Genomic DNA, 16,851 nt, shown 5'->3' with positions numbered 1-16,851 from the left:
GGTTGGGATATCGACATCCTGACCGAAGCCGAAGAATCCGAACGCCGCCAGAAGGAATTCGTCGAGCGTTCGTCGCTGTTCATGGAAGCCCTCGACGTCGACGAGATGGTCGGCCAGGTGCTGGCCTCCGAAGGCTTCACCAGCGTTGAGGAAGTCGCTTATGTCGATTCCGGCGAGATCGCCTCTATTGACGGTTTCGACGAGGACACCGCTTCCGAAATCCAGACCCGCGCCCGCGAATATCTGGAGAAGATCGAGGCCGAGCACGACGACAAGCGCAAGGCGCTCGGCGTTTCGGACGAATTGCGCGAAATCCCCGGCGTCACCACCGCCATGATGGTGACGCTTGGCGAGGATGGCGTGAAGACGATCGAGGATTTCGCCGGCTATGCCGCCGACGACCTGACCGGCTGGAAGGAACGCAAGGACGGCGAGACAAAAGTCTATCCGGGCGTGCTGGCCAATCATGGCGTGACCCGCGCAGACGCCGAACAGATGGTTCTGGCCGCCCGCCTCAAGGCCGGCTGGATCACCGAAGACGAGCTTGCAGCCGAAGAAGTCTCGGCTGACGAAGCCGTTGGTGCGTGAGGTGAAACCGCATCGCACCGAACCCGCCCTTGGACGAGATGAACGATCGCACCTGCATCGTTACGCGCAAACAAGCCGAACCGGATGATCTGATCCGGTTCGTCGTCGGCCCGGATTCGGCCGTCGTTCCCGACATCAAGAGAAATCTGCCCGGCCGCGGTTGCTGGGTGAGCGCCGACCGCCTACATATCGACAAGGCTGCGGCGAAGAACCTCTTTGCCCGCGCCTTCAAGGCACAGGTGGTCGTGCCGCCCGATCTTGGCGGCATGGTCGACGGGCTGCTTTCCAGGCACGCTCTGGGCATGCTTGGTCTTGCCCGCAAGGCAGGCGCAATTTCGCTTGGTGCTACCAAGGTCGAGAGCGCGGTGCGCGGCGGATTGGCGCTTTTCGTGCTGCATGCTTCCGAGGCGTCCGATGACGGCGTGCGCAAGATCAGCCAGGCGCGACGGGCGACGGTCCATCTTGGTGGGCCCGCTATCCTTGCCTACAAACTTTTCTCCGAGGCCGAGTTGAGCTTGGCATTGGGGGGTACAAATGTGATACATGCTGCCGTTCTCGCGGGAGACGCGGGCAGGGCGGTCCAGAAGCGCATGGTTGCGCTCGACCGGTATCGGGGCGGTTCCCCGGACGATCTGGCAATGCTTGCGGCTGTTGCTGACGAAGATGATGCCGCAGAGGATATGGAATGAGCGATACGAAATCGGGTGACGACAATACGCTGAGTGTGACGCCGAAGAAGACCTTGACGCTGAAGCGCCCCGGTATGGAACAGGGCACTGTGCGCCAGAACTTCTCGCACGGCCGCACCAAGCAGGTCGTCGTCGAAACCAAGAAGCGCAAGTTCTCGATGCCCGGCGACAAGCCGGAGCCTGTTGCCGCCCCCGTCTTCACACCGAAGCCGGCGGTCGTGGCCGCCCCCGTCGTCGTGCCGGAAGCACCGAAGGCGCCGCCACCCCCGCCGCCCCCGGCCCCGGTCGAGCGCAGCGGCATGGTGCTGAACGAACTGTCGCGCAGTGAAATGGAAGCACGCCGCAGGGCGCTCGAAGGCTCGAAGGTTCGCGAGGTCGAGGACCGCCAGCGCGCCGCCGAGGATGCCAAGCGTCGCGCCGAGGACGAAGAGCGCCGCAAGCGCGAACGCGATGAATCCGCGCGCCGCCAGGCCGAGGAAGAAGCACGGTTGCAGACCGAGGCCGAATCCCGCCGTCGGGCCGAGGAAGAGGCGCGTCGCCGCGCGCCATTGGCTGCCGAACTGGCAACAGTCGATGACGAGGAAGTGGCCAAGCCGAAGCGGGTTGGCGCCGGCGCACCGGTGCGCCGTCCGGTCACGCCTGAAGCGGCGCGTCCGGCCAAGCCGACCAAGAGCGAGGAAGATCGCCGCCGTGGCAAGCTGACGCTGAATTCGGCATTGTCCGACGAAGATGCGCGAGCCCGTTCGCTGTCGTCGATGCGTCGCCGCCAGGAAAAATTCAAGCGCGCGATGCACAATGAGCCGCGCGAGAAAGTCATGCGCGAAGTGATCCTGCCAGAGACCATCACCATCCAGGAACTGGCGCAACGCATGTCCGAGCGCGCGGTCGACCTGGTCAAGTTCTTCATGAAGCAGGGCCAGATCCTGAAGCCGGGCGACGTCATCGACGCCGACACGGCCGAGCTGGTCGCCACCGAATTCGGCCACACGGTCCGCCGCGTCGCCGAGTCCGACATCGAGGAAGGCCTGTTCAACATCGCCGACAATGCCGAGGACCTGGTTTCGCGTCCGCCGGTCGTGACGATCATGGGTCACGTCGATCATGGCAAGACCTCGCTGCTCGACGCGATCCGCAACGCCAATGTCGTCTCCGGCGAAGCCGGCGGCATCACCCAGCATATCGGCGCCTACCAGGTTGAGAAGAATGGTCACAAGATCACCTTCATCGACACGCCCGGCCACGCCGCCTTCACGGCGATGCGTGCTCGTGGCGCCCAGGCGACCGATATTGCCATCCTGGTGGTTGCGGCCGATGACAGCGTCATGCCGCAGACGATCGAATCGATCAGCCATGCCAAGGCGGCCGGCGTTCCGATCATCGTGGCGATCAACAAGATCGACAAGCATGATGCCGATCCGCAGAAGGTGCGCTCCGAACTGCTGCGCCACGAGGTTTTCGTCGAATCCATGGGCGGTGAAGTTCTGGACGTCGAAGTGTCGGCGACCAAGGGCACCAATCTCGACAAACTGCTCGAGGCGATCCTGCTGCAGGCCGAAATTCTCGACCTGAAGGCCAATCCGGACCGTACCGCCGAAGGCGTCGTCATCGAGGCCCAGCTCGACAAGGGCCGTGGTCCCGTTGCCACCGTGCTGGTGCAGACCGGCACGCTGATGCCGGGCGACATCCTCGTTGCCGGCAATGAATGGGGCCGGGTGCGTGCGCTGGTCAACGATCGTGGCGTGCAGATCAAGGAAGCGCCGCCGGCGATGCCGGTAGAAGTGCTTGGCTTGCAGGGCACCCCGCAGGCCGGCGATCGCTTCGCCGTGGTCAATAACGAGGCCCGTGCCCGCGAGATCACCGAATACCGCCAGCGTCTGGCGCGCGAGAAGGCGGTTGCCAAGCATGCCGGCCAGCGCGGTTCGCTCGAGCAGATGATGTCGCAATTGCAGACAAGCGGGCTGAAGGAATTCCCGTTGGTCATCAAGGGCGACGTGCAGGGCTCGATCGAGGCGATCAACGCCGCACTCGATAAGCTCGGCACCGACGAGGTTCGTGCACGCATCGTCCATGCCGGCGCCGGCGCCATTACCGAAAGCGACGTGTCGCTGGCCGAGACTTCGGGTGCCGCGATCATCGGCTTCAACGTCCGCGCCAACGTCCAGGCACGTGCCGCTGCTGCGGCGGCTGGCATCGAGATCCGCTACTACTCGATCATCTACAACCTTGTGGATGACGTGAAGGCGGCTCTGTCGGGCCTGCTGTCGCCGGAACGTCGCGAGACCTTCATCGGCAATGCGCAGATCCTCGAAATCTTCGACATCACCAAGGTCGGCAAGATCGCCGGCTGCCGTGTCACCGAAGGCAAGGTCGAGCGTGGTGCGGGCGTGCGCCTGATCCGCGACAACGTCGTCATCCACGAAGGCACGCTGAAGACGCTGAAGCGCTTCAAGGACGAAGTTTCGGAAGTCCCCGGCGGCCAGGAGTGCGGCATGGCCTTCCAGAACTACGAGGACATGCGCGTCGGCGACGTCATCGAGTGCTTCCGCGTCGAGATGGTGACCCGGACACTCTGAGTTCGAATGACTTGTCCATACCGGGCGGTGGTCGAAAGGCCGCCGCCCCAAGTCTATTGAGAATGCCCATATGAGACATGCGGCACGGTTCCATCCCGCGCCTCACGCTTTCAGGATTGAGAAAAATGCCCCGTCCAACCGCATCCAGCCCATCCCAGCGCATGCTGCGCGTCGCCGAACAGGTGCGCCATGCGCTATCCGAAACCCTGCAGCGCGGCGAGATCATCGATCCGCTGATCGAGAACACCGTGGTGTCGGTCTCGGAAGTGCGCATGTCGCCCGATTTGAAGGTCGCTACCGCTTTCGTCTCGCCGCTCGGCGCCAAAGATGCCGATGCGGTGGTCGAGGCGTTGAACAAGCATGCGAAATTCGTCCGTGGCCGTGTCTCCGGCGCGCTGCGGCAGATGAAGTTCATGCCTGAGTTCCGCTTCAAGCTCGATACCTCCTTCGACAATTTTGCCAGGATCAACGACCTCTTGAAATCGCCGGAAGTGGCGCGCGATCTGGGTCCTGAGGACCAGGAAAACGCGGACCAGGACAAAGACGACAACAAGGACACCGAATAGTGGCGCGTCGCGGCAAGAAGAAGGGCCGGCCGATCTCGGGCTGGCTGATCCTGGACAAGCCGGTCGGCATGGGCTCGACCGAAGCCGTCTCCAAGATCAAATGGCTGTTCCAGGCGGAAAAGGCCGGCCATGCAGGCACGCTCGACCCGCTGGCATCCGGCATGCTGCCGATCGCGCTTGGCGAGGCTACCAAGACCGTGCCTTACGTGCAGGACGGCGCCAAAATCTATCGCTTCACCGTTGCCTGGGGACAGGAGCGTTCGACCGATGACCTCGAAGGTCCGGTGACGAAAGAATCCGACCTGCGTCCGTCGGAAGCCCAACTGCTCGCCCTGCTGCCGAAATACACCGGCGTCATCATGCAGACGCCGCCGCAATTCTCGGCCATCAAGATCGCAGGCGAGCGCGCCTATGATCTGGCCCGCGACGGCGCGACGGTCGACATACCCGCGCGCGAGATCGAGATCGGCCGTCTGGACGTTGTCGAGCATGGCGCCGACCATACTGTTTTCGAGGTCGAGTGCGGCAAGGGCACCTATGTGCGCTCGCTGGCCCGCGACATGGGCCGCGACATCGGCTGCTTCGGTCACATCTCCGAATTGCGCCGGGTCGAGGTCGAGCCGTTCACCTCGGAAGACTTCGTCACCATCGCCGAACTGGAAGCCGCCCGTTTCGGTGTGGAGGAGGTCGACAGCTCGGACACGACAGAAGCCGCTGACAAGGCAGAGGCTGCCGACAAGGTGGAAGCGCCAATCGACTTCGACGCCATCGATGCGCTTCTGGTCGACACATCGGCTGCCCTCGATTGCCTGCCGCAGATCGCCATCAGCGATGACGCGGCAACCAAGATCCGCCTCGGCAACCCGGTCATCATCCGCGGCCGCGACGCACCGGTGGAAGCCGAAGAAGCCTGCGCCACGGCGCGCGGCAAGCTGGTCGCCATCGGTGCCATTGAGCAAGGCATGTTCAAGCCCAAGCGGGTCTTTGCCGGTTGATTCCTGTCGTCTAATGTCGAGGCGAGGACTCGCACGAGGGGAATATGGCAAAGGCTGAGACCGTGAAGACGCGGGCACCGGCGAAAACGCGGCGGCCGCCGGTCGGTGCGTCGCCCGGCACGCTGATCGCCGACCCGTCGGCGCGTCGCTCGGAACTGCGTCTGACGCTGATCTCGCCCGAAAAATTCAAGACTATCGAAAATGCCAGCATCGACGACCTCAACACCCATTGCCACAAATGGCCGGTCCTCTGGCTCGACTGCACCGGCCTCGCCAACATCCCGCTGATCGAGGAGATCGGCCGCATTTTCAGCCTGCATCCGCTGGCGCTGGAGGACGTCGTCAACACCGGCCAGCGGCCTAAGGTCGACTTCTTCGAGGACCATGCCTTCGTCGTCGTCAGGATGATCGACGATGTCACCTCGCACCGCTATGAGCAGATCGCCGTCTTCTTCGGCAGCAACTTCGTCGTTACCTTCCAGGAGCGGGAAGGCGATCCATTCGATCCGGTGCGCAAGCGCATCGAAAGTTCGGCGCCCAACCGGCTGCGCGCCCGCGGCGCCGACTATCTTGCCTATGCGCTGATCGATGCCATCGTCGACAGCTATTTTCCGCCGATCGAGGCCGCCGGTGACATGGTCGACAGCATCGAGGACCAGATGCTGCATTCGCCGCACAAACACCAGATGCGGCAGCTACATGAATTGCGGCGTGACGCCAACGTGCTGAAAGGCGTGCTGTGGCCGATGCGCGATGCGCTGGCGACGCTGATCCGCAACGATGTGCCCTATGTGAAGGCCGAGACCAAGATCTTCCTCAACGACACGCTCGACCATGCGCTCAGGCTGATCGAGCTGGTCGAGACCCAGCGCGATATGCTGACCGGCCTGATCGAGATGCACCTGTCGCTGAGCCAGGCGCGCACCAACGACGTTATCAGCTATCTCACCATCGTCTCGGTCATCTTCATGCCGCTCACCTTCCTGGTCGGCATCTGGGGCATGAATTTCGATCCGGAGTCTTCGCCCTGGAACATGCCGGAACTGAAGGCCTACTACGGCTATCCCTTGTCGCTGCTGTTCATGGCGCTTGTCGCGTTCGGGCTGATCGCCTTCTTCAAATGGAAGAAATGGCTTTGACAGGGATAAACCTGCCATTTTGGCCTGAAAAGCCGGCTTGTGAATTGGGCTGGTGTTTTCCGGGGAATTGCACTATATGCGCCGCAGCTTAGCGCTATGACGCTTTGCTTGCACCGGCCCCTGCTGGACGACATCCCGGCTGAGGGCGACCCGTTTCCTCAAACAGATAAGGAAAAACACGATGTCGATTACTGCCGAGCGCAAACAGGAATTGATGGGTGAATTCGCAACCGCCAAGGGCGATACCGGGTCTCCGGAAGTCCAGGTGGCCATCCTTTCCGAGCGAATCAAGAACCTGACCGACCATTTCAAGGACCACAAGAAGGATAACCATTCCCGCCGTGGTCTGCTTGCTCTCGTCTCCCAGCGCCGCAGCCTGCTTGATTATCTCAAGCGCAAGGACGACGCGCGCTACCAGACGCTGATCGAGAAGCTCGGTCTGCGTCGTTGACGAATTGACCGGCGGGCTTTCGAAGGAGAGCCCGCCGGTCGCGCATTCTGCCAGTCGTATCGACTGGCCAGACCCGGTTTCGATCGTGCAGAGGGCACTCGAAACCGCCCATGGACGGTCATGGGGCAGGATTGCAGGACGCTCGCGCGCACCGCGCCGAAACACCCGAGCCTCCCGTTGTCTTGCCCGTGGCTGCCCGAGAAAGGAAGCCAGGGAAAGGGCATCTCCGCGCACCGTGAAACGGCGCGGCCCTTTCCTCATATTAAGGACAAGAGATGTTCAATCACCACAAAGTGGAAATCGAATGGGGCGGTCGTCCGCTCATCCTCGAAACCGGCAAGATCGCGCGCCAGGCTGATGGCGCGGTGCTCGCCACCTACGGCGAGACCAAGGTCCTCGCCACCGTCGTTTCGATGAAGGAGCCGAAGCCCGGCCTCGATTTCTTCCCGCTGACCGTCAACTACCAGGAAAAGACCTACGCCGCCGGCAAGATCCCGGGTGGCTATTTCAAGCGTGAAGGCCGTCCGAGCGAGAAGGAAACGCTGGTTTCCCGCCTCATCGACCGCCCGATCCGCCCGCTCTTCGCCTCCGGCTACAAGAACGACACCCAGATCGTCGTCACCGTCGTCCAGCATGATCTCGAGAACGATCCCGACATCCTGTCGATCGTTGCCACTTCGGCCGCCCTGACGCTCTCCGGCGTTCCCTTCATGGGCCCGGTCGGCGGCGCCCGCGTCGGCTACATCAACGGCGAATACGTTCTGAACCCGCATGTCGACGAGATGCAGGAATCCAAGCTCGACCTCGTTGTCGCCGGCACCGCCGACGCTGTGCTGATGGTTGAGTCCGAAGCCAAGGAATTGGGCGAAGAGCTGATGCTCGGCGCCGTCATGTTCGGCCACAAGGGCTTCCAACCGGTCATCGACGCCATCATCAAGCTGGCCGAAGTCGCCGCCAAGGAGCCGCGCGACTTCACCGCGCCGGACTATTCCGCGCTTGAAGCCGAGATGCTGAAGATCGTCGGCGACGAACTCAGCAATGCCTACAAGAACGTCGACAAGCAGAAGCGTTACGCCGCCGTCGACGCCGTCAAGGCGAAGGTCAAGGCAGCGTTTGCCCCGGCCGAAGGCGAAGATGCCAAGTACACTTCCGAGCAGATCGGTTCGGTATTCAAGGAACTCCAGGCCAAGGTCGTGCGCTGGAACATCCTCGACACCGGTTCGCGCATCGATGGCCGTGACCTCAAGACGGTCCGCAAGATCGTCTCCGAAGTCGGCGTCCTGCCGCGCACCCACGGTTCGGCGCTGTTCACCCGCGGCGAGACCCAGGCGCTGGTCGTTGCCACGCTCGGCACCGGCGAGGACGAGCAGTATGTCGATTCGCTGACCGGCATGTACAAGGAGAAGTTCCTCCTTCACTACAACTTCCCTCCCTATTCCGTCGGCGAGACCGGCCGCATGGGTTCGCCGGGTCGCCGCGAAATCGGCCATGGCAAGCTCGCCTGGCGCGCCATTCGCCCGATGCTGCCGAGCGCCGACCAGTTCCCCTACACGCTGCGTGTCGTCTCGGAGATCACCGAGTCCAACGGTTCGTCGTCGATGGCCACCGTCTGCGGCACCTCGCTGGCGCTTATGGATGCCGGCGTGCCGCTGGCCAAGCCCGTCGCCGGTATCGCCATGGGCCTGATCAAGGAAGGCGAGCGTTTCGCCGTTCTATCCGACATCCTCGGTGACGAGGATCACCTCGGCGACATGGACTTCAAGGTCGCCGGCACCGCCAACGGCATCACCTCGCTGCAGATGGATATCAAGATCGAAGGCATCACCGAGGAGATCATGAAGATCGCGCTGGACCAGGCCAAGGATGGCCGCCAGCACATCCTCGGCGAGATGGCGCATGCTCTGACCGGCGCGCGTTCGGAACTCGGTGAGTTCGCACCGCGCATCGAAGTGATGCACATCCCGACCGACAAGATCCGTGACGTGATCGGCTCGGGCGGCAAGGTGATCCGCGAGATCGTCGAAAAGACCGGCGCCAAGATCAACATCGAGGACGACGGCACGGTCAAGATCGCTTCGTCCAATGCCAAGGAGATCGAGGCGGCGAAGAAGTGGATCCACACCATCGTCGCCGAGCCGGAAGTCGGCGAGATCTACGAAGGTACGGTCGTCAAGACCGCGGACTTCGGCGCTTTCGTCAATTTCTTCGGTCCGCGTGACGGCCTCGTCCACATCTCGCAGCTTGCCAACGACCGGGTCGCCAAGACCTCGGATGTGGTCAAGGAAGGCGACAAGGTCTGGGTCAAGCTGATGGGCTTCGACGAGCGCGGCAAGGTCCGCCTGTCGATGAAGGTCGTCGACCAGGCCACCGGCAAGGAACTCGCCCGCGACAAGAAGACCGAAGGCGAAGAAAACGCCGCCTGATTGGTCTGAGACCATGAATCGAAACGGGCGCGGCTTATGTCGCGCCCGTTTTCATTTTCAGCCTGGGTTTCAAAGCGCTTAGACAAGTCGAGATCGAACAATGTCCGCCGAGCCGTTGAAGACGCTTTTCCATCCCTTCGAGGCGGAGGCTGTTTCTCTACCGGGCAAGGGCACGCGCGCCCTGTTTCTCGGCGCTGAGCCGGGTTTTCGCCTGCCTGAAGGCTTTGAGGCGACACTTCACCTCGTGCAGGGTTTCCGGCCGCATTTCAGCGCGCTGCAGGCGTCTGGCTTCGTCGTCACCGCGCAAGTGGAAGGCGATGGCTTCGATATGGCACTTGTGCTTGCCGGCCGGCATCGCGGCTTGAACGAAGTGCGCATCGCGCAGGCGCTTGAGTGCGTGGCGCCGGGCGGCCTGGTCGTCATTGCCGGCGGCAAGGACGATGGCATTGCCAGCCTGCGCAAGCGCGTTGACGAGCTTGTGCCGCTTGAAGGCCATTTGCCCAAATATCACGGCATTGCCTTCTGGCTGCGACGTCCCGCCGATCTGGCCGCCGCGGAAGAATTGCGCGCTGCCAACCCCGCTCGGCTGGTTGAAGGCCGGTTCCACACCGCGCCCGGCATGTTCTCGTTCGACCGGATCGATACCGGCTCGAAATTGCTGGTCGAGAATTTGCCCAATGACCTGCGTGGCAACATTGCCGATCTCTGCGCCGGCTGGGGCTATGTGGCGGCCGAGATCGCCGCCCGCTCCCCCGGCGTTCAGGCGCTCGACCTCTATGAGGCCGATTTCGCCGCGCTTGAAGCCGCGAAGCTCAATCTGGCAGCGGTCAGCCAGCCGATCGCCCGGAATTTCTTCTGGATCGATCTGCTGAAGGAACCAGTCGAGAAGCGCTACGACGCGATTGCCATGAACCCGCCCTTTCACCGCAGCCGGGCGGCCGAGCCGGAGATCGGCGCCGGCATGATCCGAGCGGCGGCCAAGGCCTTGAAGCCGGGTGGGCGGCTGTTCATGGTCGCCAACCGTCAGCTTCCCTACGAGCCGATCTTGGCGGCTGCCTTTTCGAGCCATGCCGAACTCGCTCGTGACGGCATGTTCAAGGTGCTTTCCGCTCGTCGTTGAAGCATGATCCCGAAAAGTGGATACCGGTTTCGGAAAAGATCATGCTCAGACGAAAACAGATATCGCGTCGCACTCAATGCAGATTGGCAACGCGCCGGACCTCATCGGTGATATGCACGTCGCCGACCCTGATCTTGAGGGGGGCGGGCCTGCCATACAGGTAGCCTTGCACCACCTCGCAGCCGGCTGCCCTGAGCAGTGTCGCCTGGCTTTCGGTCTCGACGCCTTCGGCAATGATGCTGACGCCGAGCGCGCGCGAAAGCCCGACGATGGTCGAGACGACCGCGCCGGAGCTGGAATCCGTGTCGAGGCGGCTGACGAAGGACCGGTCGATCTTCAGCTTGCCGAATGAGAAATCGATCAGGTAGCTCAAATTGGAATAGCCGGTGCCGAAATCATCGACGGCGACCGAAATGCCGATATCCGCAAGCTCCTTCAGGATGGCGGCGGCGCGGTCGCGATCCTGCATCATCGCCGTCTCGGTCACTTCCAGTTCCAGCCGTGACGGCTTGATGCCGGTGCTCGTCATGGTGTCGCGCACGATGCCGACGAAGTCCTTGGTCATGAACTGGACGGGCGAGATGTTGACGGCGACGAAGCAGTCGTCGGGCAGATGCCGGGCGTCGCTGCAGGCTTTGCGCAGCACCCATTCGCCGATCGGACCGATCATGCCGGTTTCCTCGGCGATCGGAATGAACTCCATCGGCGGGATCATGCCGCGTTCCGGATGCCGCCAGCGGATCAGCGCTTCGTAGCCGACGATGCGGCCGGTCGGGAGATCGAGCTGCGGCTGGTAATGAAGGTCGAAGTCACCGCGCTCGAAGGCTGTATGCAGTTCGGATTCGATCCACTGGCGATGGTCGGCGACCCTGCCCATTTCGGCATGGAAGACGGACCAGTTGCCGACGCCGCTGGCGCGCGCGTTCTGCAGCGCCAGATTGGAGCGGCGCAGGATGAGGACGGGATCGACACCGTCCTTTGGCATCGCCACGATGCCGACCGACAGGCTGACCGATTGCAGGTGCGTACCGAGATCATAGGGCTCCATCATCTCGTCGATGAGCCTCTCTATGGTGCTTTCCAAGGACCCTGCGACTTGGTTGTCGGGGAGCAGGATCGCGAATTCACCGGCGCCGATGCGTCCGATCAGCGCGCGCGGCGGCACGCACGTCTTCAAGCGCTTGGTGAAGGCGCGGATCAGCTCGTCGCCCTGGCTGTAGCCGATGGCGTCATTGATCTGCTTGAACCGGTCGATGTCGATATCGATGAGGAACATCGGCTCGCCGGTCCGGCTGGTCGCGCATGCCGCCTCGGCAATCTTGCCGACCATCGCCGGACGTGCCACCAGGCCGGTCAGCTTGTCGAAATGGGTTTCCGTGAAGACGAAATCCGCCGATTCATCGACGCCGGCGAAGAAGGACATCGCGGCGACCGACGCCGCCAGTGCGCAAAGAGCGGCCATCACCGAGACCATCATGTCGGCGGAGATGCCGGCAAAGCCATCGCCGAGACCGAGCTTCAGGCCCCAGAGCCCGAGGACGAAACTGCCGAGACCCGAACTCGCTATGGTGAGCAGTCGGAACACCGGTGTTCGCTTCGGGTTGCTGACGGCGAGCATTGAAAGTTCCCCTGAGTACGGGGCTTTCTAGCGGATATCTCCTTAAAATGAGTTTCCGCGAATGAATCAAATTTTATTGGACCGAAAGTATTTCTTGAGCGGATCAATGCGACTGGCGCTGAAACGGGGTTTAGCCGCGCGCTTTAAGCTTCGTGTTTTCAGATGTCCGCCATTTCAAAACCGTCGCGCACCTTTGGCCGACAGGCGTTAGTCTCGCCCGCCGTCGGTCTGCTTCAATTCATCGAGCGTCGGCATGGAAACGATGTGATAGCCGGAATCGACATAGTGGATTTCGCCGGTAACCCCGGAAGACAGATCCGACAACAGATAAAGCGCCGAACCACCGACCTCGTCGATGGTCACCGTGCGGCGCAGTGGCGAGTTTCGCTGCTGGTAGGAGAACATGTGGCGGGCGTCCGAAATGCCGGCGCCGGCGAGCGTGCGCACGGGCCCAGCCGATATGCCGTTTACCCTGATGCCGCGCGGACCGTAATCGTTGGCGAGGTAGCGCACGCTGGCCTCCAGTCCGGCCTTGGCGACGCCCATGACATTGTAGTTCGGCATGACGCGGACGGAGCCCGCATAGGTCAGCGTGATCATCGATCCGCCGTCCTTCATCAAGGTGGCCGCATGGCGGGCGACCTCGGTGAAGGAGTAGCAGGAGATCACCATGGTGCGGACGAAATTGTCCCGGCTGGTGTCGGCGTAGAGGCCTTTCAACTCGTTCTTGTCGGAAAAGCCGATGGCGTGGACGATGAAATCCAGCCCGCCCCATTCGTTGCCCAGGGTCTCGAACGTGGCGGCGACCGAAGCGCTGTCCTCGACGTCGCACGGCACGACCAGCGAGGCGCCGAGCTTGTCGGCCAGCGGCTTGACCCGGCGTCCGAAGGCATCGCCCTGATAGGTGAAGGCGAGTTCCGCCCCGTGTTCGGATAATTTCCGGGCGATGCCCCAGGCGATCGAATGATCGTTGGCGACACCCATGACAAGCCCGCGCTTGCCCTTCATCAATCCGTCCATGGCCGGCAAATCCTTATGCGGAATAGCGCTGGAAAACGAGCGTGGCGTTGGTGCCACCGAAGCCGAACGAATTGGACAAAACAGTGTCGATCCTGGCATCGTCGATGCGCTTTCGCACGATCGGCATGCCCTCGAATTCGGGGTCGAGGGTCTCGATATGGGCGCTTTCGCCGATGAAACCGCCCTGCATCATCAGGATCGAGTAGATGGATTCCTGCACGCCGGCCGCGCCCAGCGAATGGCCGGTCAGCGACTTCGTCGAGGTGATGTACGGCATCTCTGGGCCGAACACCTCGCGGATGGCGCCCACTTCCTTGGAATCTCCCACCGGCGTCGATGTGCCATGGGTGTTGATGTAGTCGACCGGCGTGGAAACCGTGGCCAGCGCCTGGCGCATGCAGCGGACCGCGCCTTCGCCTGAAGGAGCAACCATGTCGTAGCCATCCGACGTCGCGCCATAGCCGACGATCTCGGCATAGATCTTGGCGCCGCGCGCCTTGGCATGCTCAAGCTCTTCCAGCACCAGCACACCGGCGCCGCCGGCAATGACGAAGCCGTCGCGATTGACGTCATAGGCACGGGAGGCGGTCGATGCCTTGTCGTTGAATTTCGACGACATGGCGCCCATGGCGTCGAACAGGTCCGACATCGTCCAGTCGAGATCCTCGTGGCCGCCGGCGAAGACGATGTCCTGCTTGCCCCATTGGATCAATTCATAGCCATTGCCGATGCAATGCGCCGAGGTCGAACAGGCCGACGAGATCGAGTAGTTGACGCCGTGGATCTTGAACCATGTGGCAAGCGTCGCCGATGCGGTCGACGACATTGCCTTCGGCACCGCGAACGGACCGATGCGCTTGGGACTGCCGTTCTTCAGCGTCGTTTCGGCAGCTTCGACGATGGTGCGGGTGGATGGTCCGCCCGATCCCATGACGATGCCGGTGCGCTCATTGGTGATGTCGCTCTCGCCGAGGCCCGCATCCGCGATCGCCTGGTCCATGGCGACGTGGTTCCATGCAGCCCCCTGGCTCAGGAAGCGCATCGCACGGCGATCGATCATCGCCGATGGATCGAGCGTCGGCGCTCCCCAGACCTGGCAGCGGAAGCCGTGTTCGGCGAAGGAATCCGAGAAGCTGATGCCTGATCTGGCGTCATGCAGCGAGGCTTGCACCTCGTTGGCATTGTTGCCGATCGACGACACGATGCCGAGGCCTGTGACTACGACACGTCTCATTCGCAACTCCTTCCAGGGATGCCGGCCAAGGGGGCTGGCCAGGGGTGCCGGTCAGCCGACCGCCGACTGCTTGGACAGACCGACTTTCAAATCCGTTGCCGCGTATATGGGTTCGCCATCCGCCTTCAGCCAGCCATCGGCGATGCCGAGCACCAGCCGGCCCCGCATCACGCGCTTGAAGTCGATGCCATATTCGACCTTCTTCACCGAGGGCGTGACCATGCCCTTGAATTTCACTTCGCCGGTCGACAGCGCCATTCCCTTGCCGGGTTCGCCAAGCCAGCCAAGGTAGAAGCCGGTCAGTTGCCACATGGCGTCGAGGCCGAGGCACCCCGGCATGATCGGATTGCCGATGAAATGGCAGGCAAAGAACCACAGGTCCGGCTTGATGTCGAACTCCGCGCGGATGAAACCCTTCTCGAAGGCGCCGCCGGTCTCGCTGATCTCGGTGATGCGGTCGAACATCAGCATTGGCGGATAGGGAAGCTGGGCGTTGCCCGGTCCGAACAGTTCGCCGCGGGCGCAGGCCAGCAATTCGTCGTACTCGTAGCTGGATTTACCCGCCATCAATCTCATCCCATATCGTTCCGGGCCATCGGGGGCCCTTGTCGTTGGTTTCCTAACACAATCTGTTTCAGGCCGGAAACCGGCGTTTGCGCTTAGCCTGCTCGTCTGCCTGGGTCAATGCGCGCTATTGATCGCATTCGGACGACAGAATATATGTCCTGAGAGGTCCGGTTTCGGCAGACGTTCATTTTTTTGCCATTCTGGGCGTGTCTTGGGGCGGAACTGTGGGGTTCGACGAGAAGATGGACCTGGACGGCCGGAAGGAAAATGTCGCTGTGGACAAGCGGGTCCGTGAAGCCGGGCTGAGGCCGACGCGTCAGCGCATTGCGCTGGCCGATCTGCTTTTCGCCAAGGGCGACCGGCATCTGTCGGCCGAGGAACTGCACGAGGAGGCGGTTGCCGCCGGCGTGCCGGTGTCGCTGGCCACCGTCTACAATGCCCTTCACCAGTTTACCCAGGCGGGACTTTTGCGCATCCTCGCCGTCGAAGGCGCGAAAACCTATTTCGACACCAACACCTCCGACCACCACCATTTCTACATCGAAGGCGAAAACCGTATATTCGACATCGACAGCGGTCCGGTGACGGTTGCCAACCTGCCGGAGCCTCCGGAAGGGATGGAGATCGCCAATGTCGACATCGTAGTGAGGCTGCGCCCCAAACGCTGCGAATGACTGGCGAGGCCAGAATCATCTGCCAAGCCAGAATTATCGGCCAGGGATGAAACCCCTCGATTTCGTAATCCGGCTCGAATGGGCGATCGTGGCACTGGCTGCCGTCATTTTCTACGGTTCGACCGGCATCTCCTGGTGGCTCTTCGGATTGCTTATCTTGGCGCCTGACCTATCGATGTCGGGCTATCTGGCCGGTCCGCGCGTCGGTGCCCTTGCCTACAACGCCTTGCACATCCTGATCGTGCCCGTGCTGCTGCTGCTCGGCGGGCACATGTGGGGCAATACGGCCGCGATGGCGGTTGCGCTGATATGGATCGCCCACATCGCCATCGACCGTGCGCTGGGCTACGGTCTGAAGCTGCCGACCGGCTTCCAGGACACCCATCTCGGCCGTATCGGGCATAAAGCCAGGACCGCGAAAGAGAATCAGTCCTTGACCCGTTCGCCGGGATAGGCGCCCCAGACGACCGACTGGGCAAGCCAGCCGGTGTGGCCTTCGAACGTCATTTCGCACCACTGGCCGTCGCAGGATTTGATCGTACCCATGACGCCAGGTTCGATCATCGCGACCACCCTTGCATCCTTGTCGGGGCTGTTGAGAAGATTGAGCCGGGTGCCCTTGCCACGCTGCCATGGTGCGACGATTGCCGTGCGTCGGCCGGAAAGCAGCGACTGGTTGATCCAGCCTTCCGAACCATCGGCATCGCGCACGCGGCGCCATGTGTCGAATTCCTGGATGATCTCCATCGGCAGGCCGGCCTTCATGTACATCCAGTCGACCGAGTAGTTGGCGCCGGGGCCGACGCGCGAGTTGACGCGGCCGGATTTCAGGCTGACGAATCGCGGCAGCGGCAGGCCGCTCGGCCCGAGCGTGACGACGCTCTGGGCAGGTGCAGCCGCACTCTGTGCCGCCGTAAGCGGAGAATAAAGCAGAGCGCCGAAAAATGCTGCACTGAGGGCCAGGCGAAGCGACGCGAAACCAGACACTTTCATTCCTTTCGGCGCTTGCCTCGGCGCCCCTTTTTCTTTGTCTTCGGCGGCACCGCTTGTTACATGGGTAATCGGCACCGCGACCGGCTTTCAGTTTCGCCGGTCTTGGTTAAAGAGGTCTCAACGAGATCGGGTTAGAGCAATTCCAGCAAACCTGTGAAGCGGTTTTGCGTTCGGAATTGCGGCAAATACTCGAGAGGGAAA

General features: G+C 62.3%; 16 protein-coding genes. 11 read left to right on the top strand and 5 right to left on the bottom strand.

Features of this window, described 5'->3' with window-relative positions:
- From EN925_RS03135 to EN925_RS03095, 9 genes are all read left to right on the top strand, one after another.
- A partial coding sequence (locus EN925_RS03135) for a helix-hairpin-helix domain-containing protein (RefSeq protein ID WP_245487203.1) occupies positions 1-588 on the top strand: 588 nt, incomplete at its 5' end.
- A gap of 38 nt (positions 589-626) precedes the next feature.
- A complete protein-coding gene (locus EN925_RS03130; RefSeq protein ID WP_024503463.1) occupies positions 627-1,277 on the top strand; it encodes an RNA-binding protein in 651 nt (216 codons plus the stop codon).
- Positions 1,274-3,850, top strand: coding sequence for a translation initiation factor IF-2 (infB, locus tag EN925_RS03125; protein WP_127388599.1), 2,577 nt, complete (start codon positions 1,274-1,276; stop codon positions 3,848-3,850). The genes EN925_RS03130 and infB overlap by 4 nt, the downstream gene beginning before the upstream one ends.
- Before the next feature lie 125 nt (positions 3,851-3,975).
- Positions 3,976-4,416, top strand: a complete 441-nt coding sequence (rbfA, locus tag EN925_RS03120) for a 30S ribosome-binding factor RbfA (protein ID WP_024503464.1) — start codon at positions 3,976-3,978, stop codon at positions 4,414-4,416.
- The gene (gene truB, locus EN925_RS03115) at positions 4,416-5,411 is read left to right on the top strand and encodes a tRNA pseudouridine(55) synthase TruB (RefSeq protein WP_127369867.1); all 996 of its coding nucleotides are present in this window, start codon (positions 4,416-4,418) and stop codon (positions 5,409-5,411) included. Before rbfA ends, truB begins: the two co-directional genes overlap by 1 nt.
- Positions 5,412-5,455: 44 nt before the next feature.
- Positions 5,456-6,550 (top strand): magnesium/cobalt transporter CorA, encoded by a 1,095-nt coding sequence (gene corA, locus EN925_RS03110; protein ID WP_063169994.1) that lies wholly within the window; start codon positions 5,456-5,458, stop codon positions 6,548-6,550.
- Positions 6,551-6,689: 139 nt separating this feature from the next.
- A complete protein-coding gene (gene rpsO, locus EN925_RS03105) occupies positions 6,690-7,001 on the top strand; it encodes a 30S ribosomal protein S15 (protein ID WP_269470859.1) in 312 nt (103 codons plus the stop codon).
- A 275-nt stretch (positions 7,002-7,276) separates the two neighbouring features.
- Positions 7,277-9,424, top strand: coding sequence for a polyribonucleotide nucleotidyltransferase (gene pnp / locus EN925_RS03100; protein ID WP_013527890.1), 2,148 nt, complete (start codon positions 7,277-7,279; stop codon positions 9,422-9,424).
- Between the two features lie 100 nt (positions 9,425-9,524).
- Positions 9,525-10,544 carry a class I SAM-dependent methyltransferase gene (locus EN925_RS03095; RefSeq protein ID WP_127368356.1) on the top strand — a complete coding sequence of 340 codons (1,020 nt, stop codon included), beginning with the start codon at positions 9,525-9,527 and terminating at the stop codon, positions 10,542-10,544.
- Between the two features lie 73 nt (positions 10,545-10,617).
- Here EN925_RS03095 and EN925_RS03090 read toward each other — a convergent pair whose 3' ends face one another.
- From EN925_RS03090 to fabA, 4 genes are all read right to left on the bottom strand, one after another.
- A complete protein-coding gene (locus EN925_RS03090) occupies positions 10,618-12,162 on the bottom strand; it encodes a bifunctional diguanylate cyclase/phosphodiesterase (protein WP_027161757.1) in 1,545 nt (514 codons plus the stop codon).
- A gap of 207 nt (positions 12,163-12,369) precedes the next feature.
- Complete coding sequence (fabI, locus tag EN925_RS03085) at positions 12,370-13,182, bottom strand: enoyl-ACP reductase FabI (RefSeq protein WP_013527887.1); 813 nt, start codon at positions 13,180-13,182, stop codon at positions 12,370-12,372.
- A 13-nt stretch (positions 13,183-13,195) separates the two neighbouring features.
- Entirely contained in the window at positions 13,196-14,416 is a 1,221-nt protein-coding gene (gene fabB, locus EN925_RS03080; protein ID WP_127368357.1) for a beta-ketoacyl-ACP synthase I, read from the bottom strand.
- 51 nt (positions 14,417-14,467) lie between these two features.
- Positions 14,468-14,983: a 3-hydroxyacyl-[acyl-carrier-protein] dehydratase FabA gene (fabA, locus tag EN925_RS03075; RefSeq protein WP_013527885.1), complete on the bottom strand. Its 516-nt coding sequence runs from the start codon at positions 14,981-14,983 to the stop codon at positions 14,468-14,470.
- Positions 14,984-15,225: 242 nt separating this feature from the next.
- Here fabA and irrA point away from each other — a divergent pair, with 242 nt between their 5' ends.
- Positions 15,226-15,657 (top strand): iron response transcriptional regulator IrrA, encoded by a 432-nt coding sequence (gene irrA, locus EN925_RS03070; protein ID WP_164753836.1) that lies wholly within the window; start codon positions 15,226-15,228, stop codon positions 15,655-15,657.
- 46 nt (positions 15,658-15,703) lie between these two features.
- Positions 15,704-16,111, top strand: a complete 408-nt coding sequence (locus EN925_RS03065) for a DUF4260 domain-containing protein (RefSeq protein WP_127368359.1) — start codon at positions 15,704-15,706, stop codon at positions 16,109-16,111.
- Here EN925_RS03065 and EN925_RS03060 read toward each other — a convergent pair.
- Positions 16,084-16,644, bottom strand: a complete 561-nt coding sequence (locus EN925_RS03060; RefSeq protein ID WP_127368360.1) for an SH3 domain-containing protein — start codon at positions 16,642-16,644, stop codon at positions 16,084-16,086. The genes EN925_RS03065 and EN925_RS03060 overlap by 28 nt on opposite strands.
- Positions 16,645-16,851: the final 207 nt, after the last annotated feature.

Source organism: Mesorhizobium sp. M7A.F.Ca.US.006.04.2.1 (assembly GCF_004022915.1).
Classification (GTDB): Bacteria; Pseudomonadota; Alphaproteobacteria; order Rhizobiales; family Rhizobiaceae; genus Mesorhizobium; species Mesorhizobium ciceri.
This window is presented reverse-complemented; position numbering and strand designations above follow the sequence as displayed.

Coding starts and splice junctions, on each gene's coding strand:
- EN925_RS03130 (WP_024503463.1), top strand. CDS start 627: ATGAACGATCGCACCTGCATCGTTACGCGCAAACAAGCCGAACCGGAT.
- infB (WP_127388599.1), top strand. CDS start 1,274: ATGAGCGATACGAAATCGGGTGACGACAATACGCTGAGTGTGACGCCG.
- rbfA (WP_024503464.1), top strand. CDS start 3,976: ATGCCCCGTCCAACCGCATCCAGCCCATCCCAGCGCATGCTGCGCGTC.
- corA (WP_063169994.1), top strand. CDS start 5,456: ATGGCAAAGGCTGAGACCGTGAAGACGCGGGCACCGGCGAAAACGCGG.
- pnp (WP_013527890.1), top strand. CDS start 7,277: ATGTTCAATCACCACAAAGTGGAAATCGAATGGGGCGGTCGTCCGCTC.
- EN925_RS03095 (WP_127368356.1), top strand. CDS start 9,525: ATGTCCGCCGAGCCGTTGAAGACGCTTTTCCATCCCTTCGAGGCGGAG.
- EN925_RS03090 (WP_027161757.1), bottom strand. CDS start 12,162: ATGCTCGCCGTCAGCAACCCGAAGCGAACACCGGTGTTCCGACTGCTC.
- fabI (WP_013527887.1), bottom strand. CDS start 13,182: ATGGACGGATTGATGAAGGGCAAGCGCGGGCTTGTCATGGGTGTCGCC.
- fabB (WP_127368357.1), bottom strand. CDS start 14,416: ATGAGACGTGTCGTAGTCACAGGCCTCGGCATCGTGTCGTCGATCGGC.
- fabA (WP_013527885.1), bottom strand. CDS start 14,983: ATGGCGGGTAAATCCAGCTACGAGTACGACGAATTGCTGGCCTGCGCC.
- irrA (WP_164753836.1), top strand. CDS start 15,226: ATGGACCTGGACGGCCGGAAGGAAAATGTCGCTGTGGACAAGCGGGTC.
- EN925_RS03065 (WP_127368359.1), top strand. CDS start 15,704: ATGAAACCCCTCGATTTCGTAATCCGGCTCGAATGGGCGATCGTGGCA.